Origin of the sequence: Micromonospora sp. NPDC048986, assembly GCF_040649335.1 — a bacterium.
Classification (GTDB): Bacteria; Actinomycetota; Actinomycetes; order Mycobacteriales; family Micromonosporaceae; genus Micromonospora; species Micromonospora alfalfae.
This window is the reverse complement of the sequence record NZ_JBEZFJ010000008.1, coordinates 44553-69637: the sequence shown is the minus strand read 5'-3', so window position 1 is coordinate 69637 and position 25085 is coordinate 44553. Positions and strand designations below refer to the sequence as shown.

Annotated in this window: 24 protein-coding genes; 7 read left to right on the top strand and 17 right to left on the bottom strand. The window is 70.7% G+C overall.

What is annotated here, in order from left to right; genetic code table 11:
- Positions 1-19 precede the first annotated feature (19 nt).
- Positions 20-808, top strand: a complete 789-nt coding sequence (locus tag AB0B94_RS17720; RefSeq protein ID WP_238670392.1) for an enoyl-CoA hydratase-related protein — start codon at positions 20-22, stop codon at positions 806-808.
- A gap of 42 nt (positions 809-850) precedes the next feature.
- On the opposite strand, the gene AB0B94_RS17715 is transcribed toward AB0B94_RS17720, so the two are convergent.
- A complete protein-coding gene (locus AB0B94_RS17715; RefSeq protein WP_357280474.1) occupies positions 851-1615 on the bottom strand; it encodes an SDR family NAD(P)-dependent oxidoreductase in 765 nt (254 codons plus the stop codon).
- A gap of 314 nt (positions 1616-1929) precedes the next feature.
- Between AB0B94_RS17715 and AB0B94_RS17710 the strand changes: the two genes are divergently transcribed.
- From AB0B94_RS17710 to AB0B94_RS17700, 3 genes are all read left to right on the top strand, one after another.
- Positions 1930-2790, top strand: coding sequence for a hypothetical protein (locus AB0B94_RS17710; RefSeq protein ID WP_238670394.1), 861 nt, complete (start codon positions 1930-1932; stop codon positions 2788-2790).
- Positions 2791-3011: 221 nt separating this feature from the next.
- Positions 3012-3914: a phytanoyl-CoA dioxygenase family protein gene (locus tag AB0B94_RS17705; RefSeq protein ID WP_112604298.1), complete on the top strand. Its 903-nt coding sequence runs from the start codon at positions 3012-3014 to the stop codon at positions 3912-3914.
- Positions 3915-4105: 191 nt separating this feature from the next.
- Positions 4106-5293, top strand: a complete 1188-nt coding sequence (locus AB0B94_RS17700) for a low temperature requirement protein A (protein WP_357280465.1) — start codon at positions 4106-4108, stop codon at positions 5291-5293.
- A gap of 25 nt (positions 5294-5318) precedes the next feature.
- Here the strand turns inward: AB0B94_RS17700 and AB0B94_RS17695 are convergent, their stop codons facing one another.
- The 9 genes from AB0B94_RS17695 to AB0B94_RS17655 form a co-directional block, all read right to left on the bottom strand.
- Positions 5319-6512 carry a low temperature requirement protein A gene (locus tag AB0B94_RS17695; protein WP_357280461.1) on the bottom strand — a complete coding sequence of 398 codons (1194 nt, stop codon included), beginning with the start codon at positions 6510-6512 and terminating at the stop codon, positions 5319-5321.
- Positions 6513-6695: 183 nt separating this feature from the next.
- On the bottom strand, positions 6696-7337 hold the full coding sequence (locus AB0B94_RS17690; RefSeq protein WP_357280458.1) for an MOSC domain-containing protein: 642 nt from the start codon (positions 7335-7337) through the stop codon (positions 6696-6698).
- A 116-nt stretch (positions 7338-7453) separates the two neighbouring features.
- Positions 7454-8284, bottom strand: coding sequence for a carbohydrate ABC transporter permease (locus AB0B94_RS17685; RefSeq protein WP_357280454.1), 831 nt, complete (start codon positions 8282-8284; stop codon positions 7454-7456).
- A complete protein-coding gene (locus AB0B94_RS17680; RefSeq protein WP_357280449.1) occupies positions 8281-9267 on the bottom strand; it encodes a sugar ABC transporter permease in 987 nt (328 codons plus the stop codon). The genes AB0B94_RS17685 and AB0B94_RS17680 overlap by 4 nt, the downstream gene beginning before the upstream one ends.
- On the bottom strand, positions 9264-10550 hold the full coding sequence (locus AB0B94_RS17675) for a sugar ABC transporter substrate-binding protein (RefSeq protein ID WP_357280446.1): 1287 nt from the start codon (positions 10548-10550) through the stop codon (positions 9264-9266). The genes AB0B94_RS17680 and AB0B94_RS17675 overlap by 4 nt, the downstream gene beginning before the upstream one ends.
- A 251-nt stretch (positions 10551-10801) precedes the next feature.
- Positions 10802-11086 carry a GlsB/YeaQ/YmgE family stress response membrane protein gene (locus AB0B94_RS17670; RefSeq protein ID WP_357280443.1) on the bottom strand — a complete coding sequence of 95 codons (285 nt, stop codon included), beginning with the start codon at positions 11084-11086 and terminating at the stop codon, positions 10802-10804.
- A 939-nt stretch (positions 11087-12025) separates the two neighbouring features.
- Positions 12026-12310 carry a GlsB/YeaQ/YmgE family stress response membrane protein gene (locus AB0B94_RS17665; RefSeq protein WP_091409827.1) on the bottom strand — a complete coding sequence of 95 codons (285 nt, stop codon included), beginning with the start codon at positions 12308-12310 and terminating at the stop codon, positions 12026-12028.
- Between the two features lie 524 nt (positions 12311-12834).
- Entirely contained in the window at positions 12835-14712 is a 1878-nt protein-coding gene (gene lepA, locus AB0B94_RS17660) for a translation elongation factor 4 (RefSeq protein WP_357280438.1), read from the bottom strand.
- Positions 14713-14828: 116 nt separating this feature from the next.
- Complete coding sequence (locus tag AB0B94_RS17655; RefSeq protein ID WP_238670909.1) at positions 14829-15365, bottom strand: DUF4240 domain-containing protein; 537 nt, start codon at positions 15363-15365, stop codon at positions 14829-14831.
- A gap of 61 nt (positions 15366-15426) precedes the next feature.
- Between AB0B94_RS17655 and AB0B94_RS17650 the strand changes: the two genes are divergently transcribed.
- Positions 15427-16413 (top strand): phosphotransferase, encoded by a 987-nt coding sequence (locus AB0B94_RS17650; protein ID WP_357280434.1) that lies wholly within the window; start codon positions 15427-15429, stop codon positions 16411-16413.
- 241 nt (positions 16414-16654) lie between these two features.
- The gene (gene rpsT, locus AB0B94_RS17645; protein ID WP_030491765.1) at positions 16655-16921 is read left to right on the top strand and encodes a 30S ribosomal protein S20; all 267 of its coding nucleotides are present in this window, start codon (positions 16655-16657) and stop codon (positions 16919-16921) included.
- Positions 16922-17044: 123 nt separating this feature from the next.
- On the opposite strand, the gene AB0B94_RS17640 is transcribed toward rpsT, so the two are convergent.
- From AB0B94_RS17640 to AB0B94_RS17620, 5 genes are all read right to left on the bottom strand, one after another.
- Positions 17045-17467 (bottom strand): hypothetical protein, encoded by a 423-nt coding sequence (locus tag AB0B94_RS17640; RefSeq protein ID WP_357280431.1) that lies wholly within the window; start codon positions 17465-17467, stop codon positions 17045-17047.
- Positions 17464-18444, bottom strand: coding sequence for a DNA polymerase III subunit delta (gene holA / locus AB0B94_RS17635; RefSeq protein WP_357280427.1), 981 nt, complete (start codon positions 18442-18444; stop codon positions 17464-17466). The genes AB0B94_RS17640 and holA overlap by 4 nt, the downstream gene beginning before the upstream one ends.
- A 276-nt stretch (positions 18445-18720) precedes the next feature.
- Positions 18721-21123, bottom strand: coding sequence for a ComEC/Rec2 family competence protein (locus tag AB0B94_RS17630; protein ID WP_357280422.1), 2403 nt, complete (start codon positions 21121-21123; stop codon positions 18721-18723).
- On the bottom strand, positions 21120-21953 hold the full coding sequence (locus AB0B94_RS17625; protein ID WP_357280417.1) for a ComEA family DNA-binding protein: 834 nt from the start codon (positions 21951-21953) through the stop codon (positions 21120-21122). The genes AB0B94_RS17630 and AB0B94_RS17625 overlap by 4 nt, the downstream gene beginning before the upstream one ends.
- A 169-nt stretch (positions 21954-22122) precedes the next feature.
- Complete coding sequence (locus AB0B94_RS17620) at positions 22123-22497, bottom strand: VOC family protein (RefSeq protein ID WP_357280412.1); 375 nt, start codon at positions 22495-22497, stop codon at positions 22123-22125.
- A gap of 681 nt (positions 22498-23178) precedes the next feature.
- On the opposite strand from AB0B94_RS17620, the gene AB0B94_RS17615 reads away from it, so the two are divergent.
- On the top strand, positions 23179-23400 hold the full coding sequence (locus AB0B94_RS17615) for a GntR family transcriptional regulator (RefSeq protein ID WP_091409860.1): 222 nt from the start codon (positions 23179-23181) through the stop codon (positions 23398-23400).
- Positions 23401-23431: 31 nt separating this feature from the next.
- Here the strand turns inward: AB0B94_RS17615 and AB0B94_RS17610 are convergent, their stop codons facing one another.
- Positions 23432-24205 carry an SDR family oxidoreductase gene (locus AB0B94_RS17610; RefSeq protein ID WP_357280407.1) on the bottom strand — a complete coding sequence of 258 codons (774 nt, stop codon included), beginning with the start codon at positions 24203-24205 and terminating at the stop codon, positions 23432-23434.
- Positions 24206-24208: 3 nt separating this feature from the next.
- The gene (locus AB0B94_RS17605) at positions 24209-25063 is read right to left on the bottom strand and encodes a DegV family protein (protein ID WP_357280402.1); all 855 of its coding nucleotides are present in this window, start codon (positions 25061-25063) and stop codon (positions 24209-24211) included.
- Positions 25064-25085 lie beyond the last annotated feature (22 nt).

The following is a 25085-nucleotide window of genomic DNA, read 5'->3' as shown; positions in this document are numbered from 1 at the left end:
GGCCACTAGTGTGCCCGGCATGACCTCTCCCGACGTCCTCGTGCGGGTCGCCACGGCCCGTGGGGTGACCACCCTCACCCTGGACAGCCCGCACAACCGCAACGCGCTCTCCACCGGCCTGATGACTCAACTGCTGGCCGGGCTGGCGGACGCGGTCGCCGACGAGGCGGTTCGAGTGATCGTGCTCGACCACACCGGCCCGGTCTTCTGCTCGGGCGCGGACCTGAAGGAGACCGCGGCGGCGTACGCCAGCGGGACGGTGCCGGCCGGCATGCTGGGTGACGTGCTCGCGGCGCTCTGGGAGTGCCCGAAGCCGGTGCTGGCCCGGGTCGGCGGGCCGGCGCGGGCCGGTGGGCTGGGCCTGATCGCCGCCGCCGACCTGGCGGTCTGCACCGACGAGGCGACCTTCGCGTTCACCGAGGTGCGCATCGGGGTGATCCCGGCGGTCATCTCGGCGACCGTGCTGCCCCGACTGCACCCCCGCGCCGCCGCCGCGCTGTACCTGACCGGCGACACCTTCGACGGCCGCCGGGCCGCCGAGATCGGCCTGGTGACGGCCTCGGTCCCGGCGGACGGGTTGGACGACGCGGTACGGGCCTACTGCGACTCGCTGGTGCGCGGCGCGCCAGGGGCGCTGGCCGGCGCGAAGGAGTTGCTGCGCCGACCGGGTACCGCCGAGTTGCGCGCCGACCTGGCTCGCCTCTCCGCCGTCTCGACCGGCTACTTCCTCTCCGACGAGGGACGTGAGGGAGTCATGGCGTTCCGCGAACGTCGACCGGCGCGCTGGGTGCCCGCTCTCGACGGCTGACGGCCGGGGCGCCACCGGGAGCGGCGGCACCCCACTGTCGGGTCACCAGGCGGTCGCGCCGCCGTCGACCGGGTAGTTCGCCCCGGTGATGTACGACGCCCGGTCGGACGCGAGGAAGACCACCAGCTCGACGACCTCCTCGGGGCGCGCGAAGCGCTTGAGGAGCGTCTTGGCGGTGATGGCGTCCCGGGCCTCCTGGTTGTCACCGAGGTCGCGTTCGCTGGCCGGGGTGAGGGTGGGCCCGGGACTGACCGCCACCGCACGAATGCCGTGGGGCGCGCCTTCGAGCGCGAGCTGTCGCGTCATGCCGATGATGCCGGCGTTCGCGGCGGTGTGACCGACCATCGGCGGGACGTGGCCGCCGATCGACCCGGCCATGGAGGCGGCGCTGATGATGACACCGCCACCGCGGCGGATGAGGTGCGGCCAGGCGAACTTCGACACGAAGTACGGAATGTCGAGTTCGCCGGTGATGGTGTAGCGCCAGTCCTGCACGGAGAAGTCGGGTATCGGGCCGAAGCGGAGAGCGGCTGCGTTGTTGTAGACGATGTCGAGCCCGCCGTAGGCGGCAGCGGCGTCGTCGACGAGCTTGCGTACCTGCTCGGGGTCGGTGAGGTCGACCGGCGCGACGCCGGTCATCTCGCCGCCGGCGCGGCGGACGAGTTCGACCGTCTCGTCGTTGCCGGCGACCTGGAGGTCGGCCCCGACGACCTTCGCGCCCTCGCGGGCGAAGGTCAGCGCCGCGACGCGGCCCAGACCACCGCCGGTGCCGGTGATCAGGACGACCTTGCCATCGAGCGTTCCCATGGAACTCCTCCTCATTTGCTGACCAACGCGCCCGGCTTGGGGTGGTAGGTCGGATTGATGTGTCAACTCGGTTAAGTCCTTGACCGATCAATCGCTTCCCGTTGTCGGTTACCCGGTGACGCTCACGACAGCCCCGGCCGGCGACAGCACGGCGCAGCAGGTGAGATCGCGACCGGAGCGGGAACGTCGCCAACCGGCACGCCACAGCGGAGCCGCCCCGAACTGGTCGGAGTCGGCCAGGCTGGGCCCGAACCGCTCGGACGACCCGGAGAGGGCCTGCGGGGACGTACGCTTGGCGAACTGTCGATCTGGGGGTGTGGGTGCGAACTCGGGCAACCGTGGCGGGTGGAGTGGTGCTCATCCTCGTCGCCGTGATCGCGATCTGGCTCGTCGTACGGCAGGTGGGCGACAACCTCAGGTTGCCGCTGGTGGCACGGAAGTGCACAGTGCAGGCCGACGGACGTGTCGCGCTGGACGCCGACCAGATGGCCAACGCGGCGACCATCGCGGCGATCGGCGCGAAGCGCGGAATGCCGGAGCGGGCCGTCGTGGTCGCGCTCGCCACCGCGTACCAGGAGTCCGGGCTGCGCAACCTCGCCGACGGCGACCGCGACTCGGTCGGCCTGTTCCAGCAGCGACCAAGCCAGGGTTGGGGCACTCCGGCGCAGATCCGCGACCCGCGTTACGCGGCCAACCGGTTCTACGCGGCCCTCAAGAAGGTGCGCGGCTGGGAGAAGATGCGGGTCACCGACGCCGCCCAGCGGGTGCAGCGCTCGGCGTTCCCCGAGGCGTACCAGAAGTGGGCCGACGACTCCGAGGTGCTCAGCCGGGCCCTGCTCGGCGACGCCAGCGGCGCGGTCTCCTGCTCGGTGGGGCGCACCCCGGCGATGCACGGCGCGGCGGCGGCCGCGCAACTGACCCGCAACCTGGTGCTGGACTGGGGGTTGAAGGGCACCGATCCGACCGACCCGACCGGGTTGGCGGTGACTCCGGGCGACCAGCGCGACGGCTGGCGGTACGCGCACTGGCTGGTCTCGCACGCCCAGGACCACGGCGTTAAGCGGGTCCGCTTCGGCGACCTGGAGTGGACCGCCCGCGACGGCTCGTGGGGCCGGGTGGACGGTCGACAGAACCCCGCCGGCCAGGTGGTCGCCGAGGTGTTCAACGAGGGCTGACCGACCCGGATCTCTTAACCGGCAGTCACCGCACAATCGGGCAATGCGCACCGAATAGCACTATTGATCACGCAGATCTCACTCTGTGCGTTTATCTCACTGCGTGGGGTCCCGCCGTGGCCCAATCCCGCACCACACCCTCCCCGATGCCTGGACGACCGCGTTACGATCGGCGGCCTGTGCCAGAAAAGGTTTCACCTCATGGGGAGGGGTACGACGCGGTGTTCGATTACGGCGACCGGACCGGTTACGAACCGATCAGCGACATTGACCGCAAGGAGTTCCACGAGCAGGGCTTCCTCCTGCTGCGCAACGTCCTGACGGAGGACCACCGGGCGGCGCTGGAGGCGGCGGTCGACCGCGTCTACGCGGAGGAGCAGGCCAAGGGCACCACCAAGAAGGACGGCACCCTGCACCTGCTGGGCTTCCTGGAGCGCGACGAGCTCTTCGGAGAGCTGCTGACCCACCCGATCGCCTTCCCGTACATGTGGGGGCTGGCCGGCTGGAACATCTACACCCACCACAACCACCTGGACGTCACCCCGCCGGCCGCCGAGCCGGAGAAGCCGTACTGGGGTTGGCACCAGGACGGGTACCGGCAGAACTCCGACCCGGAGACGATGGACCCGAACCTGCCTCGGCCGATGTTCTCGCTGAAGGTCGCGTACGTGCTGTCGGACCTCTCCGAGACCGGCCGTGGCGCCACCAAGGTCATCCCGGGCAGCCACCTGAAGAACTCGCTGCCCCGGCCGGCGGACCTCACTGTGCAGAACCCCGACCCGGAGGGCACGGTGGAGATCACCGCCAACCCGGGCGACGCCTTCATCTTCGACCGCCGGCAGTGGCACTCGCGGTCGACGAACCTGTCGACCATCACCCGCAAGATGCTCTTCGTCGGCTACACCTACCGGTGGATCCGTCCGCTGGACGAGCTGCACCCCGACGTGAACGGCGAGTGGTACCGCAACCGCACCCCCGTGCAGCGCCAGCTGATCGGTGAGGGCACCCACACCGCCAACTACTGGGGCATCAACTGGGACGGGTACGTCGACGACGAGATCCCGCTCCGCAAGGAGCTCAAGGAGCGCGGTCTGCTCGACCGCAACATCCCCTGGCTCCGCTGACCCACTGCTCGTAGGACGGCCCCCCACCGACGCCCAGCGTTGGCGGGGGGCCGTTTCCACGTCTGCGGACCCGACCGTTCGGGCCGAGCCCGTTCCGGCCACCGGAGACCGCACTGTCGGTAGCGTGGCGGGTGCGCAGGTCGGGGCGCGGCGCCCCCGCCCAGGGCGTGGGTGGCACAGGAGGCAGCGCAGTGACATCCGCTCCGCTCCCCCGGATCCTCCGCCGCCGCGGCGAGCCGCAATACCCGACCTTCCTGGAACTCTTCTTCGATCTCGTCTACATCTTCATGTTCTCCCGGCTCGCTGCCAGCCTGGCCGAGAACCTCACCTTCCAGGGCGCGGCGCAGACCGCCGTCCTGCTGCTGGCCGCCTGGTGGGTCTGGGTGCTGACCGCATGGCTCACCGACCTGTTCAACCCCCAACTGCCGATCATCCAGGCGACCACCCTGCTGGTCATGCTCGGCACCCTGCTGATGGCGATCGCGACCCCGTACGCCTTCGGTCGGTACGGGTGGCTCTTCGTCGCGGCCTACTTCGGCATCCACCTGGTCCGCGACGCCGTCCTGATCCCCGGCACCCGGGTGAACCGGCCGATCCAGGCCAGGAGCATCAGGGTGTTCTTCTGGTTCGGCGTCACAGTGACGCCCTGGGTGGCCGGGGTGTTCGTGGACGAGACCGCCCGACTGGTGCTCTGGTCGCTCGCGGTGGCGGTCGACCTCGGCTCGGCCCGGGTCGGCTGGCCGACGCCGAAGCTCGGACGTACCGAGCTGGCCAGCCAGATCTTCACCGGGGTGCACCTCTCCGAACGGCACCGGGCGATCTTCATCGTCGCGCTCGGCGAGTTGATCCTGAGCACCGGCACGGGGCTGGCCGGCAGCGGATTCACCATCGGCGCGGTGGCCACCGGCGCTGTCGCGTTCGTCAGCGCGGTCCTGCTGTTCCAGCTCTACTTCCAGCGGGTCCAGCGGATCCTGGCACCACCGAGCGTCGCAACCGTGGAACGGGTCCGCTCCGGCACCTCCACCTCGTACGGCCACCTGGTCATGGTGGCCGGGGTGGTGCTGGTCTCGACCAGCACCTCGCTGGTCATCGAACGGCCGTTCGGCCGCGCCCCGGTCGAGCTGATGGTCGCCACCCTCGGCGGGCCGGCCCTGTTCCTGCTCGGCACCGTGCTGTTCGATGCCGTGGTGACCGGCCGGACCCTCTGGTCCCGGGTCCTGGCGATCGGCGCGTTGTGTGCCCTGCTGGCACCCGCCACCCTCCTGATCCCGCCCCTGGCCGCCCTGGTGCTGGCGAACCTGGTCCTGCTGGTCACCCTGGTCGGGGAAGGGCTGGCCGCGCGCCGACGGCTGGTCGGGGCCGCCGCACCATCGCGATGAAGGGCCGTCCGGCCGCCGGGCGGAGTCACCCCAGCATCGGCGGTGCCGGCGTACGCGCGTGCCGCCGGGTGCTCACCAGGTTCGCCACGGCGATCAGGAGCAGCACCGTCATGGCGAGCAGGGCGACCAGCACCGGCGGCAGCAGGGGCGTGCTCGGCGCCACTCCCACCAGCAGCACCAACCCGGCCAGCCGGGACCGCGAGATCCGCCCGAACACCGTGAAGTCGAGGACGCCCCGGCCGACCAGGTACACCGCGGGTCCGCCGAGGATCACCGCGGCCCACGAGGGCGGAGTCTCGCCCATCGGGCGACCCACCACGAGCCGGCTGGTGACCGCCGCACCGACGATCCCGGCCACCATGATCAGATGGGTGACCGCGGCGGACTGGGTGAGCAGCGCCGGGTTGGACGACCGGGAGATCGCGTCGGTCAGCAGCTCACCGGCGCGGTAGATGTAGATCCGCCACATCAACACGACGGTGGTGAACACCACGAGTAGAGCCCAGCCTCGCTCAAGCGTGTACTCGCTCATGCTGAAGGTCGTACCGGTCACGAAGATCGAGACGCCGAGCGCGACGATGACGAACTGCCGGTAACGCTCGGCCACCCGCGCGCCGACCAACCGCCAGTCGCGCGGTCGTGAGCGGCCGATCCCGGGTACCGGCCAGCCCAACGCCGCCGCGCCGTACTCGACGACGACGGCGAGCACCCAGATCGCCAACTGCCCCGAACCGCCGACGAGCGCCCCACCGATCCAGCCGATGCCCGCGGCAGCCTCCCAGATCATGATCCGGACGCTGCGGCGCGGCGGTCTCCGGTGCGAGACGACAACGATGTAGTAGGCCGCGGTACTGAGATGGATGACCACGTACGTGGCGGCGAACAGCAACCGGCGGTCGCCGTACGCATCGGCGGCGAGCGCGGCCAACAGCAGGCTGGCAGCCGCCACCCAGATGAACTGCCCCTGCCCGACCGGGCGGGTCAGGTCGACGCTGTCCGCCGTCCAGACGGTCAGCGCCCAGATCATCGTGAACGCGAGCAGCAACACCAGCGTCTCGACGATGCCGGTCCAGGTCAGGTTGTCGGCCAGCACCGTCGCCAGGGTGACCAGGGCGAAGACGTAGACGAGGTCGAAGAAGAGTTCCAGGAACGCCGGACGCTCCACGCCCGGATCGGGGTGTGATGCGGCCGCGGCACCGCCGTCCGTCGCCATCGACATCGCGCTCCACCCGGTCCCCGCCGCACGCCCTCCGTGGGGACAATACGGGCAAGTCCGCCGCTGGGCCCGTCATCGGAGTTTCTTCCGGGTCGGATCCGCCGAGCCTGTCGGTGCTCGCCGCGACGTCGCGCCGGATGCCGTCGGTGCTCGCCGCGACGTCGCGCCGGATGCCGTCGCGGCCGGTCAGCCCTGGGCGGCGAGGCGTCGTCGGACCTTCTCCCGGATCGGCGCGGGCAGATCCTCGGCGTCGAGCAGCCGAGGCAACAACTCCGGCTCCAGGCTGGTCGCCCGGAACACCTCGCCGATGGTGACACCGTGCGCCGGCCGGTCCACCACCTCGACCGGGTCGCCCGCGCCGACCTCCCCCTCGCGCAGCACCCGCAGGTAGGCCCCGGGCGATGCCCGGACGGTGAACCGCTTGATCAGATCCGGTACGCCCCAGAACCCGGCGAACGTGGTGCACGGGGTGCGCGGCTTGGTGACCTGGAGCAGGGCGGAGCCGACCTGCCACTGCTCGCCGATCACCGCACCTGTCACGTCGACCGCGTAGGTGGTCAGGTTCTCACCGAAGCCGCCAGGCGGTATGGCACGGCCCAGTTCGGCCACCCACCAGGCGGCGTCCTCCTCCGCGTACGCGTAGACCGCCTGGTCGGGGCCGCCGTGCTGGGGCCGCTCGCCGATGAAGTCGCCCGCCACACCGCCGGTGAGCAGCGACACCGGGCCGTCGACCGGTCGCTTGTCGATGCCGCTGCGACCGCTCGCGTCGCCGGCCCACCCAGCCTCGGTCACGATGCCGAGGTTCACCGCTGCCACCCTGCCCGTCATGACCGCCAGCCTAGTGGCGGTCCACCGCCGACCAAGCTGCCCGGCACGGGGATCGGCACCGGCGTCAGCATTCCGCACGTGGGCCGACGTCGGCCTCGGACTGTCGGGCGCGGGGGTCAGCCCTTGACGGCGCCGGCCACCAGGCCGGAGACCATTCGACGCTGCACCAGCAGGAAGAAGATGATGACCGGCAGGGTGAACAGGGTGGACGCGGCCATCACCGGCCCCCAGTTGGTGTCGTCCCGGCCGAAGAAGAAGGTCATCGCCACCGGAAGCGTGTAGCTGCCCTGGTCGTTTATGAACGTCAACGCGAAGATCAGCTCGTTCCACGCGGTGATGAAGGAGAAGATGCTGGTTGCCACCAGGCCGGGCGCTACCAGCGGGAAGAGCACCCGGCGGAAGATCTGGGCCCGGCTGGCCCCGTCGATCGCCGCCGCCTCCTCCAGCTCCTTGGGCACCGCGGCGACGAAGCCGCGCAGCATCCACACCGCGAACGGCAGCGAAAAACCGAGGTACGTGAGGATCAGGCTGGGCAGGGTGTTGTAGAGCCCGAGCCGCTGGATCATCAGGAACAGCGGGATGACCAACGCCTCCAGCGGGATCATCTGCACCACCAGCAGCATGATCAGGAAGCTGGTCCGCAGCTTGAAACGGAACCGGGCCACCGCCGTCGCGGCGAGCAACGCCACCAGACCGCTGAGCACCACAGTGGAGACGGCAACCAGCGCGCTGTTGAGGAAGAAGTCGAGGAAGCTGACGCCGGGGATCAGGTTGCCGGTCAGGATCTCCCGGTAGTGCGCCAACGTCGGATGGGTCGGCACCGGCTGCGGGGTGGCCGAGAAGATCTCCCTGCTCGGCTTGAGCGAGGTGGAGATCATCCAGTAGACCGGGAACGCCGCGAAGAGCGCGACCAGCAGCCCGGCGCCGTTGAGGGCGATTTTCTTCACGACTCGTCCTCCTGCCTGAGCACCATCCGTACGTAGAAGCCGGTGACCACGAGCAGGATCAGCGTGAGGATCACCGCGATGGCCGCGCCGAGCCCGTACTTGGGCGGCGGGGAGAAGGCTTCGGCGTACGAGTAGATGGCGAGCATGAACGTCGGCCGGTCCTGGGTGCCGCCGGCCAGCACGAACTGCTGGGTGAAGACCTTGAAGTCCCAGATCGTGGAGAGCACGATCAGGATTCCGAAGACCGGGCGCAGCAACGGGAAGGTGATCTTCCAGAAGACCCGCCACGGGCTGGCCCCGTCCACCCGGGCCGCCTCGTGCAGCTCACTCGGCACGCTCTTGAGACCGGCCAGCACACTCACCGCGATGAACGGGAACGAATGCCAGACCACCACCAGGGTGAGGATGGCGAAGAAGAGCAGTGGCGAGTTGAACCAGCCGTAGCCGGTCCAGTCGCTGCGCCCGAACAGGCTGTTCGACAGCCCATCCGGCAGGGCGTTGAACAGCCACGTGACCAGGCCACTCGTGTCGTCGAAGATCCATTTCCAGACGATGGTGCCGGTCAGCGCCGGCGTGGCCCAGGCGAGCATCACGCAGCTGGCCACGAACGTCGCCATCTTGCGACCGAGCCGGTTGAGCAGCAGCCCCACCAGGGTGCCGAGCACCATGGTGAGCAGCACGTTGGCGGCGGCGAACAGAACCGTGTTGCGCAGCACTGTCAGGAAGAACGGGTCGGAGAGGATGTCGACGTAGTTGCCGAACCCCACCCACGGCCACTCCCGATCGCCGCGCAGTTGCCGGACGCTGTTCAGCCGGTAGAAGGACATCACCACCACCTGGCCGAGCGGCCAGAGCAGCAGCACCCCGATGATCAGCAGGGCGGGCAGGAGCAGCAGGTAGGGCAGGCGGTCCACCCGGCGACGCCGCCGCGCGGGGGTCTCCCGCGCGGCGGACGTCTCCGGCACCTCGGTCAGCGTGGTCACTTGGCGTTGAGGATGCTTTCCATCTCAGCGGCCGCGTCGGCGGTAGCCTTCTCGACCGTCTTCTGCCCCTTCATGACCGAGCTGTTCATCGCCTGGGTCACCGTCTTCGTCCGGCTGACCTCCACCCACTTCGGGGTGAGCGGCGTGAGCTTGGTGTTCTGCATCGTGGTGGCGAACGACGCCATCACCTTGTCGTTCGCGTACGCGTCACCGGAGACCAGGTCCTTGTAGACCGGGAAGAAGCCGAGGCTGCTCGCGAAGCTCTGCGCGTTCTTCTTGTTCAGCAGCACTGTCAGGTAGTCCCAGGCCAGGTCCTGCCGCTCACTGTCCTTCCAGATCGCCACGTCCGAGCCGCCCGCGAAACCGGGCGCCGCCTTGCCGTCCGGGCCGGGGATCGGGAACGTGCCCCAGACCTTCTCGATCTCGGGGTTGTCCTTCTTGATGGCGCCCTGCTGCCAGCTACCGGCGAAGGCCATCGCGGCCTTGCCGGTGGCGAACTGGGTACGCGCGTCGATCTCGTTCCAACCCGCCGCCGCCGGCGGGGCGACCTTGTGCACGGTCACCAGGTCGGTCCAGAACTTGACGGCCCGCTGCGCCTCGGGCGTGGTGTAGCCGGACTTCCAGGTGCCGCCCTGGTTGCTGGCGATCTCGCCGCCCGCGCCCCAGAGGAAGGAGTAGAAAGGCAGCTCGGAGTTGCCGGGCAGCGCGATGCCGTAGGTGCCCTTCTTCTTCGCCTGCACGGCCTTGGCCACCGTGACCAGGTCGTCCCAGGTCTTCGGGGGCTGCACGCCGGCCTCGGCGAACCAGTCGGTGCGGTAGTAGATGGCGCGCACACCCGCGTACCAGGGCACGCCGTACTGCTTGCCGTCGAGCTGAGCGTTGCGCACCAGGTCGGGCAGCAGATCCTTGCCGTCGGCCCAGCCGCCCATCCGACCACTCACGTCGGCGAGCGCCTCCTGGGCGGCCCAACCCTGAGTCTCGGTGTTGCCCAGCTCGGTGATGTCCGGTCCCTCGCCGCCGGCGAGCGCCGCCTGGAACTTCTTGGGCGCCTCCAGCCAGGGGATGTACTGCACCACCACGTCGGTGTCGGGGTGCTTCTGGCGGAACTCGGCCTCGACCCCGTCGAGGAAGGAGTTCTGCGCGTCTCCGCCCTCGCCCATCATCCAGACCGTGAGCTTGCTGTCGTCAGCCGCGTCGTCGCCGGAGCCTCCACAGCCGGTCAGCACCATCGCGGCCGAGGCCACCATGGCGGTGACCGGGGCCAGCCGCTTCCACCTGTTCACGCCACTTCTCCCCTCGCGCCGCCTGGAACTAACCTTCTCCGCCGCACCCTAGTACGGAGAATTCCTTTACGACAGTGGGCGGGGCTGGCCGAAGCGAGGCGACCGTACCGCAGCAGCCCGACGACCGGCACTCCAACATCCGGCCAAAGTCGGGCCTTCCAGCACGAAAGAGCGCCCGGCTCTCGGCCGGGCGCTCTTTCCAGTAGTGCTGTCCTACCAGTGGTGCTGTCTCGTCAGATGATGCCGGGTCGTTATCGGGTGACGCTGCGGCGGCGACCCACACCGGCCACCAGCGCGACAGCGATCGCCGCCACGACGACCTGCACCAGCAGCTCGCCCCAGTCGATGCCGCTCGTCTCGGTCGCGATGCCGATGGCCCGCGCCAGGACGGTGCCCAGCAGCGCGGCGCCGATGCCGATCAGTAGGTGCAGCCAGATCGGCATGTTCTGCCGACCCGGAACGACCAGGCGGCCGAGCGCGCCGACGATGAGACCAACAACGATCGCAGTGATGATGCCCCACACGGTGAGCTCCACGGCCACCCTCCTTCAAGAATGTCTGACACACGGTGCGTGTGCTTCCTGTCGTGACCGTTAATTGCCCTACCCACCCAAAATCCAAACCGACTCCACTCACCAAACGATCACGACTTGGCCAACAACGACACGTTCCACCGCAGCCCAACCAACCACCCCGCCCACCCGGCCAGCCGGCAGTCGGGCAGCCGGGCAGCCGGGCAGCCGGGCAGCCGGGCCATGATCAACTCGGGTTCCTTGAAACTGCGGTGTCCAGGTGCGGGGATACCCCGACTTCATGAAATCCGAGTGGATCATGTCGGTCCGTGCGGGTTGCGCGCCGCGCCGTATCCGACGGAGGCGGATGGCGTCGTTCAACCGGAGCTGACAAGAGATCTTGGACAGTTTCCGTTCCGTGCCAACGGAAACTGTCCAAGATCTCTCGAGGCGCGGAGGCGAGATGGATTTTGTGGGGTTAGTGGCGGTGGCTGTGCGGCGATACAACACCCAGGACACCTCGGCTTCACCAAACAGAGACGATCACTGTGGTCCAGTCCGCCGGGGATCTCCAACAGGGGCCGCAGACCTCGGACGGGCGCCACCGCAGACCTCAGGCTCCAATCGGCAGGCCTCGGACCGCACCACGGCAAACCACAGACCGCACTACGCCAAACCGCCGACCGCACCACGGCACAGCGCCGACCGCATGACTGGCAAACCTCGAGTCCCATGCCAGCGAGGTCGGACGCGAGGCCCACCCGACGGACGGAGCACAGCAACGCCGCCGCAGCGCACGGAAGCGGCGCCGCCCGCCACGACGAGCGGAACAACAGCGACGCCCGCCACGACGGACAGAACCCGGCGACGCCCGCCACGACGGGCGGAACGCCGATGGGCGCCCGACCTGTCGGCCGGGCGCCCATCTGAGGTGTCGCAGTAGTAAGGGTTGGTGCCGTGGTGTTACCGGGTTACCCGGCGGCGGCCACCCACACCGGCCACCAGCGCGACGGCGATCGCAGCCACGACGACCTGCACCAGCAGCTCGCCCCAGTCGATGCCGCTCGTCTCGGTCGCGATGCCGATGGCCCGCGCCAGGACGGTGCCCAGCAGGGCCGCGCCGATGCCGATCAGCATGTGCAGCCAGATCGGCATGTTCTGCCGGCCCGGGACGACCAGACGGCCGAGCGCGCCGACGATGAGACCAACAACGATCGCAGTGATGATGCCCCACACGGTGAACTCCACGGTCGCCCTCCTTAAAAGAATGTCTGACACACGAGGCGTGTGCTTCCTGTCGTGACGGCTAAGTGCCCGACCCACCGAAAGCCCAAACCGACTCACCTCAATCGACAACGCCATTCGTCGATGTTTAGGAGGTGCGTCGGTTGACGCGTGAGTACGTCCACACAGGTAGGAGCCCATCTCGTCGACCAGCCGGCCCCACCACAGCGACAGAAAAGTTTTCCGCACCCAACGGCCACACTCCTCGCGCCGGCGCACTCAGCCGGCAATCTCGGCCCAACAGACCCGGCGGGGCAGGGTGGGCGAGGCAGAGCGCCCGAGTCGCGCCAGGCGAGCCCGCGCCAATCTTCGCTGCACAAGACGTTCGCGCACGCTGATGACCGGAGGCACCAGGACGAGCAAGCCAACCGGACGAGCAAGACACCCGGGCCAGCAAGACACCCGGGCATGCAAGAAAAATGTGAGGCGCCAGGAAACGCGTACGCGCCCGGGTGCGAGTGGCACCCGGGCGCGTACGGCGGCGTGAACTACTTCTTGCCGGCGGCCTTGCCGTCGCCGGAGTCGGAGGAGAGGGCGGCGATGAAGGCCTCCTGCGGCACCTCGACCCGGCCGACCATCTTCATCCGCTTCTTGCCTTCCTTCTGCTTCTCCAGCAGCTTGCGCTTACGGCTGATGTCGCCGCCGTAGCACTTGGCGAGCACGTCCTTGCGGATCGCCCGGATGGTCTCCCGGGCGATGACCCGGCTGCCGATGGCCGCTTGGATCGGTACCTCGAACTGCTGGCGCGGGATCAGGGTGCGCAGCTTGGCGGCGATGGTGACGCCGTAGTTGTACGCCTTGTCCTTGTGCACGATGGCGCTGAACGCGTCCACCGGCTCGCCGTGCAGGAGGATGTCCACCTTGACCAGGTCGGAGGCCTGCTCGCCGGAGGGCTCGTAGTCGAGTGAGGCGTAGCCCTTGGTACGGCTCTTCAGCTGGTCGAAGAAGTCGTAGATGATCTCCGCCAGGGGCAGCGTGTAGCGCAGCTCCACCCGGTCGGCGGAGAGGTAGTCCATGCCCAGCAGGGTGCCGCGCCGGCCCTGGCAGAGTTCCATGACGGCGCCCACGTAGTCGTTGGGCGTCAGCACTGTGGCCCGGACCACCGGCTCGTACACCTCGGCGATCTTGCCGGTGGGGTACTCGCTCGGGTTGGTGACGACGATCTCCTCGCCGTCGTCCGTGATCGCCCGGTAGACGACGTTGGGCGCGGTGGAGATGAGGTCGAGGTTGTACTCGCGCTCCAACCGCTCCCGGATGATCTCCAGGTGGAGCAGGCCGAGGAAGCCGCAGCGGAAGCCGAACCCGAGCGCGCCGGAGGTCTCCGGCTCGTAGTCCAGCGCGGCGTCGTTGAGCTTGAGCTTGTCCAACGCCTCACGCAGGTTGGGGTAGTCGGACCCGTCGATCGGGTAGAGGCCGGAGTAGACCATCGGCTTCGGGTCCTTGTAGCCACCCAACGCCTCGGCCGCCGGTCGGCTGTTGATGGTCACCGTGTCACCGACCCGGGACTGCCGGACGTCCTTCACACCGGTGATCAGGTAGCCGACCTCGCCGACGCCGAGCGCCTCGGCCTTGACCATCTCGGGTGAGATGACGCCGATCTCCAGCAACTCGTGCACCGCGCCGGTGGACATCATCTTGATCCGGTCGCGGGCGCTGATCCGGCCGTCGATGACCCGGACGTACGTGACGACACCGCGGTAGACGTCGTACACCGAATCGAAGATCATCGCCCGGGCGGGCGCCGCGGCGTCACCGACCGGTGGGACGAACTGCCGGACGATCTCGTCGAGCAGGTACGGAACGCCCTCGCCGGTCTTGCCGGAGACCCGGATGCAGTCGGCGGGATCACCGCCGATCAGGTGGGCCAACTCCTCGGCGTACTTCTCCGGCTGCGCCGCCGGCAGGTCGATCTTGTTGAGCACGGGGATGATGCGCAGGTCGTTCTCGAGAGCCAGGTAGAGGTTGGCCAGGGTCTGCGCCTCGATGCCCTGCGCGGCGTCGACCAGCAGCACGGCACCCTCGCAGGCGGCCAACGACCGGGACACCTCGTAGGTGAAGTCCACGTGCCCCGGGGTGTCGATCATGTTGAGCACCGCTTGCTCACCAGCCCGCTCACCCTCGCGGATGGTCCACGGCATGCGGACCGCCTGGCTCTTGATGGTGATGCCGCGCTCGCGCTCGATGTCCATCCGGTCCAGGTACTGCGCGCGCATCTGCCGCGGGTCGACCACGCCGGTGAGCTGCAACATCCGGTCGGCCAGGGTCGACTTCCCGTGGTCGATGTGGGCGATGATGCCGAAGTTCCGGATGCGACCGGGGTCGGTGGCACCAGGGGCGTTCGCGCCGGGATCGAGCTTCGGTGGCACAGCGGTCCGTTCTGGTCGGCTGACGTGAACAGGCCGGCGCGCCGCCGACCCCCTCTATGTTCCCACGCCGCCGGGGTGCGCCCACTGCGCGGGCGATGCAACGGCCCGAGGACCCCTCACTCCATCGGCGGCTCGACGAAGAGCGCGGCCAGCCGGGGCAGCCGGCGACGCGCCTCGTCCTCGTCGTCGAAGTCCCAGAAGTCGTTGAGATCGGGCGTCCGCACCGGGTCGCGGTCCGCCGGCAGCTCGGTCGCGGTGGCCTTGCGGTACGCGTCCCACGGCACCGAGAGCATCTGCTCAGCGGAGAACTCCTCGCCGCTGAGCGAGGCCGCCCGCACCTGGGGCAGTTCGGCCAGCGAGTCCGGTTCGGCGACCGCGCGGGCGAAGACCGCCCGCCCCTGAGCCATCAGCCAGCCCCGGAAGTGTTCGAAGCCGTCGGCCGAGGCACCACCGTTGATCAGGTACGCCGCGCCCCACAGATCCGCCTTGTGCGAGGCGGCCAGCACCCGCGTCTGGTGTCGCGCGTACCCGATGATGTCCTCCGGGTCGCGCTCGGCGAGCAACGCCACGGCCCGCGCGGCGACCGGGCCGGGCTCACCACCGCCGCCGGCCCGCGCCTCGTCGATCAGCTGCCAGAAGTCCTCGGTCCTCATGACTTGGCAGTCTGGCAGTGTCGCCGTGCGTCGCGCACGTACCCCGGGGCAGCATGGTGGGGTGTCCCCTCCCCCGCTGCCGCCGGTGCCGTACCACGCGAGCGCCCTGCGCCCGTCGTGGCCGGCGTTGCCGGCGGCGCTGCGGGCCGCGGTCGCCGAACGGCTCGGCGCGCCGGTGGTCACCGCGCGGGTCGCGGGCGCGGGCTTCACCCGCGGGTTCGCCGCGGTGCTCGACACCGCCGACGGTGGTCGGGCCTTCGTCAAGGCCGCACCCGCCGCCGAACAACCGCATCTGGTCGACTGGTACGCCCGAGAGGCCGCGATCCTCGACCGGCTGCCGGCCGACCTGAACGCGCCCCGCCCCCGGTGGACCCTCTCCGCGGCCGGCTGGTTCGTGCTCTGCACCGACGCGGTCGACGGGCACACCCCGCACCTGCCCTGGATGCCCGCCGAGTTGGACGCCACCCTCGCCGGGTACGCGCAGGTCGCCGCCGCCCTGGCCTACCCGCCGGCCGAGTTGACAGCGCTCGGCCTGCCGCGCCTGGCCGACCTGGCCCGGTCGGACATCCTCTGGTGGGAGGAGGTCGCCGCCGGTCGGGAGCCGACCCCACCACTGCCCGCGCCGCTGCTCGACCGGCTGCCCGAGCTGGTGGAGTTGGAATCCCTCCTCCCCCGGTACGCGGCCGGCGCGACCGGCCTGATCCACGGCGACCTGCGGGTCGACAACGTGCTGATCGGCCCGGACGGCCGAGCCTGGTTCTGCGACTGGACCTGGGTCTGCTCCGGGCCGGCCTGGTTCGACCTGGCCGGCCTGCTGCTCACCGCGTATGCCAGCGGGCTGGACGCGGACCGGCTCTTCGCCGCGCACCCGGCCACCGCCGGCGCGCCCCCGGACGCGCTGGACGCGACCCTGGCCGCGTTGGCCGGCTACTACCTCACCGGAGCTGCGGCGGCACCGCCGACGGCCTCGCCGCACCTGCCCGCCCACCAGCGGTGGAGCGGCGAGCAGTCGCTCGACTGGCTGGCCCGCCGCCAGGGCTGGCGGTGACGCGAACCCGCCTGGACTCCCGGCGACGCGAACCGGCCTGCCGCCGGGCCGGCGGTGAGCCGCCGCCGTGTTCGAGGGCGTAACCTGGTCCCCGACGGGCCGGGTCCGTCCGCGCGAAGGCCGAGCCGTTTTGGCTCGTCCCCGGCGACCTGGTAACCTGGCTCTTCGCGCAGCGATGACGCACGTTCGTCATCACGCGCAATAAGCTGACCAACCCGAGCTATCAAGACGAGGCTGTCGCGTGGCGAACATCAAGTCCCAGATCAAGCGCAACCGGCAGAACGAGAAGGCCCGGCTGCGCAACAAGTCGGTCAAGTCGTCGCTGAAGACCGCCGTCCGGAAGTTCCACGAGGCTGCCGAGGCCGGTGACGTCGAGAAGGCGACCGCGCTCATGCTGGACGCCTCGCGCAAGCTGGACAAGGCCGTCAGCAAGGGCGTGATCCACTCCAACCAGGCCGCGAACCGCAAGTCCGCGATCGCGAAGCGCGTGGTGTCGCTCTCCGCCTGACGACTTCACCGTCAGACTGATTCGGAAAACCCCGGGCCCCAGGCCCGGGGTTTCCGTGTGTCCAGAGGCCGGCAGTGTTATCCGCGCAGGCCGTTCTGTGCCCGGCCCCGACGAGGTCGGCGCTCAGTCTGACGGGTTGGCCCGTCGGGGCGGTGGCACCGGGTCGGCGGTGATCACCACGCCGGGAAGGCTGTGCGAGACCCACTCCACCCGGGCTCGGCCGACCACCGGTTCCATCTGCCGGCGAAACCGATCCCGTTCCTGCTCGGGCACGAGCGCGGCGGAGCGGACCACGATCGCGGCCACCATGTCGTTGAGCTTCACCATGGCGGCCACCACGACCGGCAGCACCAGCACCGCCCACCAGCTGACCAACTCGGCGAGGGCGAGCAGCACCGCCAGGGCGATGGCACCCTCGAAGAAGAGGAAGCACAGCACGCCGCCGGGGTTGACGAACCGCAGGCCGAGGAGCCGGGCGTAGAGCGGTCGGTAACGCGCCTCGTCCACGGGAATGGTGGCCCACGCTGGGCGGTTCGCCCCCGTCACCTGGTGCTGCCCTGCCGGGCCGCCGCGACCGAGAAGACCGCACGCTCCAGGGCGTACGCCCTGTCGTCGGAGCCGCCCTTGACGGCCGCGTTGCACGCGGCGGCGACCTGCATCGCCCGGACCAGGCCCTCCGGCGTCCAGCCCCGCCCCTGCCGCTGCGCCCGCTCGATCTTCCAGGCGGGCATTCCGAGGCTGCTGGCGAGCTGGTACGGGCTACCCCGCCCGGCCGACGCCACCCGGGCCACCGTGCGCACCCCGTCGGCCAGGGCGTCGGCGATGGGCACCGGATCGACCCCGACGTGCAGGGCCCAGCGCAGTGCCTCGAGCGCCGCCGGCACGTCGCCGACCATCGTGGCGTCCGCCACCGTGAAACCGGTCACCTCGACCCGGCCCCGGTAGTAACGGGAGACCGCCTCGGCGCTGATCCGCCCATCGGTGTCGGCGACCAGTTGAGAGCAGGCGGCGGCCAGCTCACGCAGGTCGTTGCCGACCGCCGCGATGAGCGCCTCGGCGGCGTCGTCGGTGCACTTTCCGCCGGCCCGGCGGATCTCGTCGCGGACGAAGGCCACCCGGTCGCGGTGCCCCTTGAGCTTGGCGGCCGGGACCACAGTCGCGCCGGCCGCCCGTAGACCGTCGGCGAACGCCTTGCCCTTGGCGCCGCCCAGGTGCAGCACCAGCAGCTGCACCTCCGGGTCGGGATTCTTGGCGTACGCCAACAGCGCGGCGACCAGGTCCTTGCGGGCGTCCTGGCCGGAACGCAGGATCAGCAGCCGCCGCCCGCCGAACAGCGAGGGGCTGAGCATCTCGGCGACCTCACCGACGGTCAGCGCACTGGCCTGGTACTCGCGGACGTCCACCTCGGGGTCGACACTGCGAACCTTCGCGACAGCTTCGGTGACCGCGCGCGTGGCGAGCAGTTCCTCGTCACCGAGGACGAGCAGAATGGGGGCGAGGCTGGCGGGGGTCACGCCGCCCATATTCGCACGGCCTGCGGCGGGATCGTGCCTGCTCATTCGCTGCTTGATCGGCGCAGCCCGCACACAGCGCAAATCCAGACATCCAACTCAATTCCCCGCTTAATCCGCAAGTCACCCGATTATTCGGAAGCCCGTTCTTGATTCACACGGGGGTCACGGAAAGCGCGGTCTTGGACCGCCGCTACACCCCGAGGTCAGCGATCCCGAGTCGATCAGCGGCCGGACGGACAGCGCGGGTCCGGCCGCCGGCCCGGGGTCAGGGCTGCCGGCCCGGGGTCAGGGCTGCTGGCCGGCGGGCACACCTCGTCGGGCTACCGCCAGACCGCCGCCCGTTCGGACCGCCGCCACGTCGCCGTCCGTGTCGGTGCGCAGCACCCGCACGCCGCCCCGGCCCAGGTGGGCGAGCAGCCCCGGACTCGGGTGCCCGTAGGTGTTGCCGGTGCCCACCGGCACGAGCGCCACCGTCGGCCGCACCGCGTCGAGGAAGCTCCGGTCCTGGTACGCCGATCCGTGGTGCGCGACCTTCAACACGTCAGCTCGTAACTGGCCGGGGGCCGCCCGCGCCACCATCGCGTGCTGCTCCTCGGTCTCCGCGTCACCGGCCAGCAGGATCCGCACCCCGGCCACCGTGGCGCGCAGCACCAGCGAGTTGTTGTTCGGGTCGGACCTGGTCCCGGCCAGTGGGTACGGCGGGCCGAGCACCAGCAGGTCGACCCCGCCCACGGGGTGCCGAGCTCCGGCAACTGTGGTCAGCAGCGCGGCCCGCCCGCCGGTGGCCGCCGCCCGAACCAGGTCCCGTCCGCTCTCCGGGTCGGTGGACGAAGGCGTCAGCACGGCACCCACCCGCCGCCCCCGGAACACCCCGGCCACTCCGCCCACGTGGTCCGCGTGGAAGTGACTGATCACCAGCAGAGGCACCTCCCGTACGCCGAGCCGACGCAGGCAGCCGTCCACCGGACCCGGCTCCGGCCCGGCGTCCACCACCACGGCCCGACCGGGGTCGACCGGGAGCACCAGGGCGTCGCCCTGCCCCACCGCGCAGGCCACCACCACCCACCCCGCGGGCGGCCAGCCGGCGGCCAGCAGCCGAACCGGCAGGGCACCCAGCAGGGCGGCTACCCCAACCACCGCCACCAGCCGGCGTACGAGTGGCTGGCGCACCGCGATCAGCAGCGCGACGGTCAGCCCGGTCAGCAGCAGGGCACCGGGCACCCCACCCGGCCACGCAAGGGTGCCACCTGGCAGTCGAGCACCCTGACGGGCGATGACCACCAGCCACCAGGCCGGCCAACTCGCCAGCCACGCGACGAACTCGGCGCCGGCCGGCCAGATCGGCGACATCATTGCCGCCAGCACGCCCAGCACTGTCGCCGGCGCGATGGCCGGCACCGCCAGCAGGTTCGCCGGCACCGCCACCAGGCTCACCGTGCCGGAGATCCCGGCGACGACCGGGCCGCAGGCAAGTTGGGCAGCCGCCGGCACGGCCAGCGCTTCGGCCAGCCCGGGCGGAACGCCTCGCCGACGCAACCCGTCCCGCCAACGCGGCGCGAGCAGCAGCAGGCCACCGGTGGCCAGCACGGAGAGGGCGAACCCTGGGTCCCCGGCCAACTCGGGGTCGACGAGCACCAGCACGGTCACGGCGGCGGCCAGCGCGGGCAGCGCCGCCCGGGGTCGACCGGCGGCGAGCGCGGCGAGCCCGATCGCTCCCATCGTGGCTGCCCGTACGACGCTCGGCGACGGCCGGACCAGGATGACGAAGCCCACCAGTGCCACCCCACACAGCGCGGCGGCGAGCCATGGGCCAGCTCGCGACCACCGGGCCAGCAACAACACCGCACCCACCACGATCGCGACGTTGGAGCCGGAGACCGCATTGAGGTGGGTCATCCCGGTGGCCTGGAAGTCCGCCTCGACGGCGGGTGGCAGGCGGCTGGTGTCGCCCACCACCAGACCGGGCAGCAGCCCACCGGGGTCGTCGGGCAGCGGCGCGCAGGCCCGTTGCAGGCCGGTACGCAGTGTCCCAGCGGCGCGCTGCGCCCAGGACGGCGCGCCGTGCCGTTTCGGTGGGTCGTTGGTGCTGAGCACCGCCGCGGTGAGATCGCCGCCGCGCGGAACGCCGAGTCGGCCGTCGACGGTGAGGCGCTGCCCGGGGAGCAGGCCCCGCCACGCCGGGTCGGTTGCCAGGACGAGCAGCCGCACCGACGCGTGGATCCGTCGACCATCCGGGCCGGTGAGCCGGACCAACTCGGACGACACCAGCAGCATCTCCGGCCGCCCGCCGCCCCGGATCGGGCGCGGATCGTCCCGGACGACCAGGTCGGCGGTGACCGGAGCGCGTTGCTCGGCGAGGGCACGGATCAGCGGCGCGTCGCGAACGGCGAGCCGGGCGGCGGTGGCCGCACCACCGCACACCACTCCGAGGCCGACCGCCACTGCCACCCACCCGTAGCGCCGCACCACGGCTCGGGGACGGCCGAGGCGGCGGAGCAGGTGCCCAGCACCTGTCGCCGTCAGACCGGCCGCCGTGCCGGCCACCAGCAGCGTGGCACGGCTGCCAAGGTGCAGGCCGGCGAGCGCGGTGAGCCAGGCCGCCACGGCGAGCCCAGCCAGTCGCAGATCCGGCGGCCCGGGCTGAGCCCCGTCGACCGGTGGGTCAGCGGTTACGGAGAACCCGCTCACACCGTCACCAGGTCCTTGAGCTGCTCGTAGCGGGCATCGCCGATCCCGTCGACCTGGCGTAGGTCGCCAACGGACTTGAACCCGCCGTGCTGGTCTCGGTGGGTGAGGATCCGTTGGGCGAGCACCGGCCCCACCCCGGGCAGCGCGTCGAGCTGCGCCAGCGTCGCGGTGTTGAGGTTCAGCGGACCGGTGACGGGAGCCGCACCGCCCGCCGCAGGCCCGGCCGCACCGCCCGGCACCGGCGGTGGCGTCACCCCGACCACGATCAGCTCGCCATCGGTGACCTTGCGGGCGGGGTTGAGCAGCGCCACGTCGACCCCCGGGAGCGCGCCGCCGGCCGCCTGCACCGCGTCCGCGAGACGGGACCCGGCCGGCAGGCGTACCAAACCGGGTTTTCGGACCTTGCCCGCGACCGCCACCACCAACTCGGCGGAGCTGGACACGCTCGGGTCACCCACCGGCGCGGCCGACGCGGTCTCGCTGGCCAGCGGGGCGACCGGCTCCGACCGCGGCCGGGCCTGCCAGGCCCAACCTGCCGCACCCACTACCACCACCACGGCGACCACCGCCAACGCCCGCACACCTCGCCGCCCCGGGTCGAACGCCCCCGGCCCGGGCAACCGTGCCTCGGGTGGGAGCGCGAGGCCGTCCGACCCCGACTCCGCTACCAACGCGGCGGACCGGGGCAGCGCATCCGCGGGCGGCGCGCCGACCAGGGACGACGGGGGTACGCCCACGAGCGGCGCCCCCGGCCGGGGCGGCGGTGCGGCAGCCGCCTCCGTCAGCCGGCGCAGGCGCTGGCGTACCTCTGTCTCCTCGTCGTGCGACACAGCGCGACGCTATGGCGACGGCCGGGACGGTGGCAGGTGCCGACGCCGCCCTGTGGACAACCACTGCCACTGTGGACAACGCCCTGATCATGCGCCGATCTGCTATGCGCGCTCGACAGCAGGGCTGACGGCCGGTGGGGCAACCGCGCCCGACCGGCCGACGGGCCTGCTACAGGTACGGCCGGGTGATGATCTCGATGGCGTGGCCCGCCGGGTCGAAGAAGTAGAAGCCCCGCCCGCCGTGCTCGGTGTTGGTCTCCCTTTCCCGCTTCAACTGCGGGTCGGCCCAGTACGTGATGCCGCGCCCCTCGACGAACGTCAGGCACCGCACGAACAGCTCGTCGTCGACGAGGAACGCGTAGTGCTGCATCTGGATGTCCACCGGCGGTTCGGCGAACTGGAGCAGCACCCCCTCGTCCAGTTGGACGTTGGCGAACGGTCCCCACGAAGGCGCCTCCGGCAGCTCGAACAGCTCCCGGTAGAACGCGGCCGAGGCGCTCTTGTCCTTGCTGGCGATGATGGTGTGGTTGAACGTGACTGTCATCGGTACCGTCTTCTTCCCGGTCGATCCGAAGACCCGACCGGAGGCCCACAGCCTTCACCCAGCCACGCAGATGACAAAACCCCGAGGGCACCGGCGCCCCGGATCCCGCACGAGAGACGCGTACATCGCATCGATCTCGGCGTGGTGGCTGAAGTAGCCAGAACCTCCGGGGGGTAGGCCCATCTGGGGCGCGCACGGAGGCTAACACAGCGGCGCGGGCAGGATCATTCACCGCTTCTGGAGCATGATCGAGGCGACTTCCGCCATGACCGCCAACGCCCAATCGAGTTGTCGGCACTCGCTCCGTCCTTGGCACTCCATGCATCCGCCCGTCCGCCACGGCCGGTCGAGCGCCCGGGTCCAATGAGCATCCAGCACCCGCGTGGCCATGAACAGCTCCGTCGCCGTGGACACCGGTTCATCGATTGGCATGTTCGGCGCCTCCGCGTGATCCGAAGTAGCCCGCCCTGGGGGCCGAAGCCTTGCGAGGCGCTCCCTCAGGGCGGGAGACCGGATACCTCGGGAGTGCTGAAGTCCAGGAGCACCCGGTCACTGTCTCACTGTATCCACTGTCTCAGTGTAGTCAAGTTCTCACTATCTCCACTTTGCTGCGTTGCCGCCTTGTCTCGATCGCACCCGTACTGGAAACATGATCTCCGCTGAAGTCCGGGAGAGCCGCTCATGCCGACGAGACCACCGCACTACCGCCGCGTGGCGGACGACATCGAGCAGAAGATCCGCTCAGGCGAATACTCGCCTGGCCAACAACTGCCGTCGGTGTCCGAGATCGGCGAGCTCTACAACGTGGCACGCTCCACGGCCTATCGAGCCGTCAAGGAACTGCACGAGCGGAACCTGATCTACGGTCAGCAGGGGCAGGGCGTCTTCGTCGCCGACAGCTAGCGTCGATCGCGACATCCGCGCGTACGGGCGGTCAGCGGGCCTCTGGGTCGAGGCCGAGTACGGCCCGTCCGCCGTCCACCGGCAGCGTCACCCCGTTGACGAAGCTCGCCGCGGGCGACAGCAGGTACGCGACCGCCTCGGCCACCTCCTCGGCCCGCCCGATGCGGCCCACCGGGTGCAGCCGGGTCAGCTCGGCGTCGATCCACTGGGCCTGGGTGGGCTCCTGCGTGGCGAGGAATTCGGCGTGCCGTTCGGTGGCGATCGAGCCGAGCGCTACCGCGTTGGCCCGGATGCCGTGCCGGCCGTACTCGACGGCCAATGCCCGGGTCAGCCCTTCCACGGCGGCCTTCGCCGTCGCGTACGGCAGGGCACCGGACACCGGTCGACGGGCCTGGTGCGACGAGAGGTTGACGATCGCGCCGCCGGCGGCGCGGGCCAGGAAGCGGCGGACGGCGACCGCGGCGCCGACCACGGCTGGGCGCAGGTTCAACCCGATCAGCTCCAGCACTGTGTCGGCCGATGCGGAGTGCAGTGTGGCGTCGCGGAACACCGCCGCGTTGTTCACCCAGCCGGTCATCGGTGCGGCGCGGTCCGCCAGCTCGGCGGCGCGCTCGGCCACCTGTTCGTCGGCCGCGTCGCCGACCACCGCGACGAGCCGATCGGCGGCCGGATGGTCGGTCAACCAGTCGACCGCGTCGGCGTCGCGTTCCAGTACGACGATGGTGGCGCCGGTCGCCACCAGCCGTTCCACCACGGCCCGGCCGACACCGCGACCGCCTCCGGTCACCACGCACGACGTGTGCACGGCTCAGCCCTCCGGTCGGCGGTGGACGACCACGCAGGCCAGGCCCGGTCCGGCGTGCGCGGCGACGACGGCACCCGCCTCGGAGACGTACGTGTCGTGCAGCCGGTCACCGAACCGCTCGGTCAGCGCGGCGCGCAGCGCCTCGGCCCGTTGCGGCGCGGCAAGGTGGTGCACCCCGAGATCGACGTCGTCGCCGTCGGCCGACTCGACGGCCAGGTCCACGAGACGGGCCACGCCCCGGCTGGCGGTGCGGACCTTCTCTCGCAGCACTATCGCCCCGTCCGGCATGTGCATGATCGGCTTGACGGACAGCGCGGTGCCGAGCAACGCCTCGGCCGCGTTGATCCGGCCACCCCGGCGAAGGAACTCCAGCGTGTCGACGTAGAACCAGACTGTGGTGCGGGCGATGGCGGCGAGCGCCGCGTCGCGTACCGCGGCAAGGTCGGCGCCGCCCTCGGCGGCGGTGGCGGCGGCGATGGCCGGAAAGCCCAGCCCCATGCCCGCCGAGCGGCTGTCCACGACCTCGACCCGGCCATCCAGGTCGGCGGCGGCGAGCCGGGCGGCCTCCACGGTGCCGGACAGCGCGGCGGAGATGTGCACCGAGACGATCCCGTCGGCGCCGGCGTCGAGCAGTCGACGGTATGTCCGGGCGAACTGCTCGGGGGCCGGGCGGGAGGTGGTCGCGGTGACCCGGCGGGCGCTCAGCGCCACTGTCGCGTCGGCCGGCTGGGTCTCCACCCCCTCCAGCCCTTCCGCGCCGTTGAGCACGACGGTCAACGGCACGACGGTCAGCCGGTGCGCCTGCACCAGCTCGGGCGGAAGGTAGGCGGTGGAGTCGATGACAACCGCGACGGGCATGCCCGGCACGCTAGCCGATCGA

Excerpts from the sequence above, each read along its gene's own strand:
- AB0B94_RS17720 (WP_238670392.1), top strand. The coding sequence starts at position 20 with ATGACCTCTCCCGACGTCCTCGTGCGGGTCGCCACGGCCCGTGGGGTG.
- AB0B94_RS17715 (WP_357280474.1), bottom strand. The coding sequence starts at position 1,615 with ATGGGAACGCTCGATGGCAAGGTCGTCCTGATCACCGGCACCGGCGGT.
- AB0B94_RS17695 (WP_357280461.1), bottom strand. The coding sequence starts at position 6,512 with ATGTCGATGGCGACGGACGGCGGTGCCGCGGCCGCATCACACCCCGAT.
- AB0B94_RS17690 (WP_357280458.1), bottom strand. The coding sequence starts at position 7,337 with ATGACGGGCAGGGTGGCAGCGGTGAACCTCGGCATCGTGACCGAGGCT.
- AB0B94_RS17655 (WP_238670909.1), bottom strand. The coding sequence starts at position 15,365 with ATGAGGACCGAGGACTTCTGGCAGCTGATCGACGAGGCGCGGGCCGGC.
- holA (WP_357280427.1), bottom strand. The coding sequence starts at position 18,444 with ATGGGCGGCGTGACCCCCGCCAGCCTCGCCCCCATTCTGCTCGTCCTC.
- AB0B94_RS17620 (WP_357280412.1), bottom strand. The coding sequence starts at position 22,497 with ATGACAGTCACGTTCAACCACACCATCATCGCCAGCAAGGACAAGAGC.
- AB0B94_RS17615 (WP_091409860.1), top strand. The coding sequence starts at position 23,179 with ATGCCGACGAGACCACCGCACTACCGCCGCGTGGCGGACGACATCGAG.
- AB0B94_RS17605 (WP_357280402.1), bottom strand. The coding sequence starts at position 25,063 with ATGCCCGTCGCGGTTGTCATCGACTCCACCGCCTACCTTCCGCCCGAG.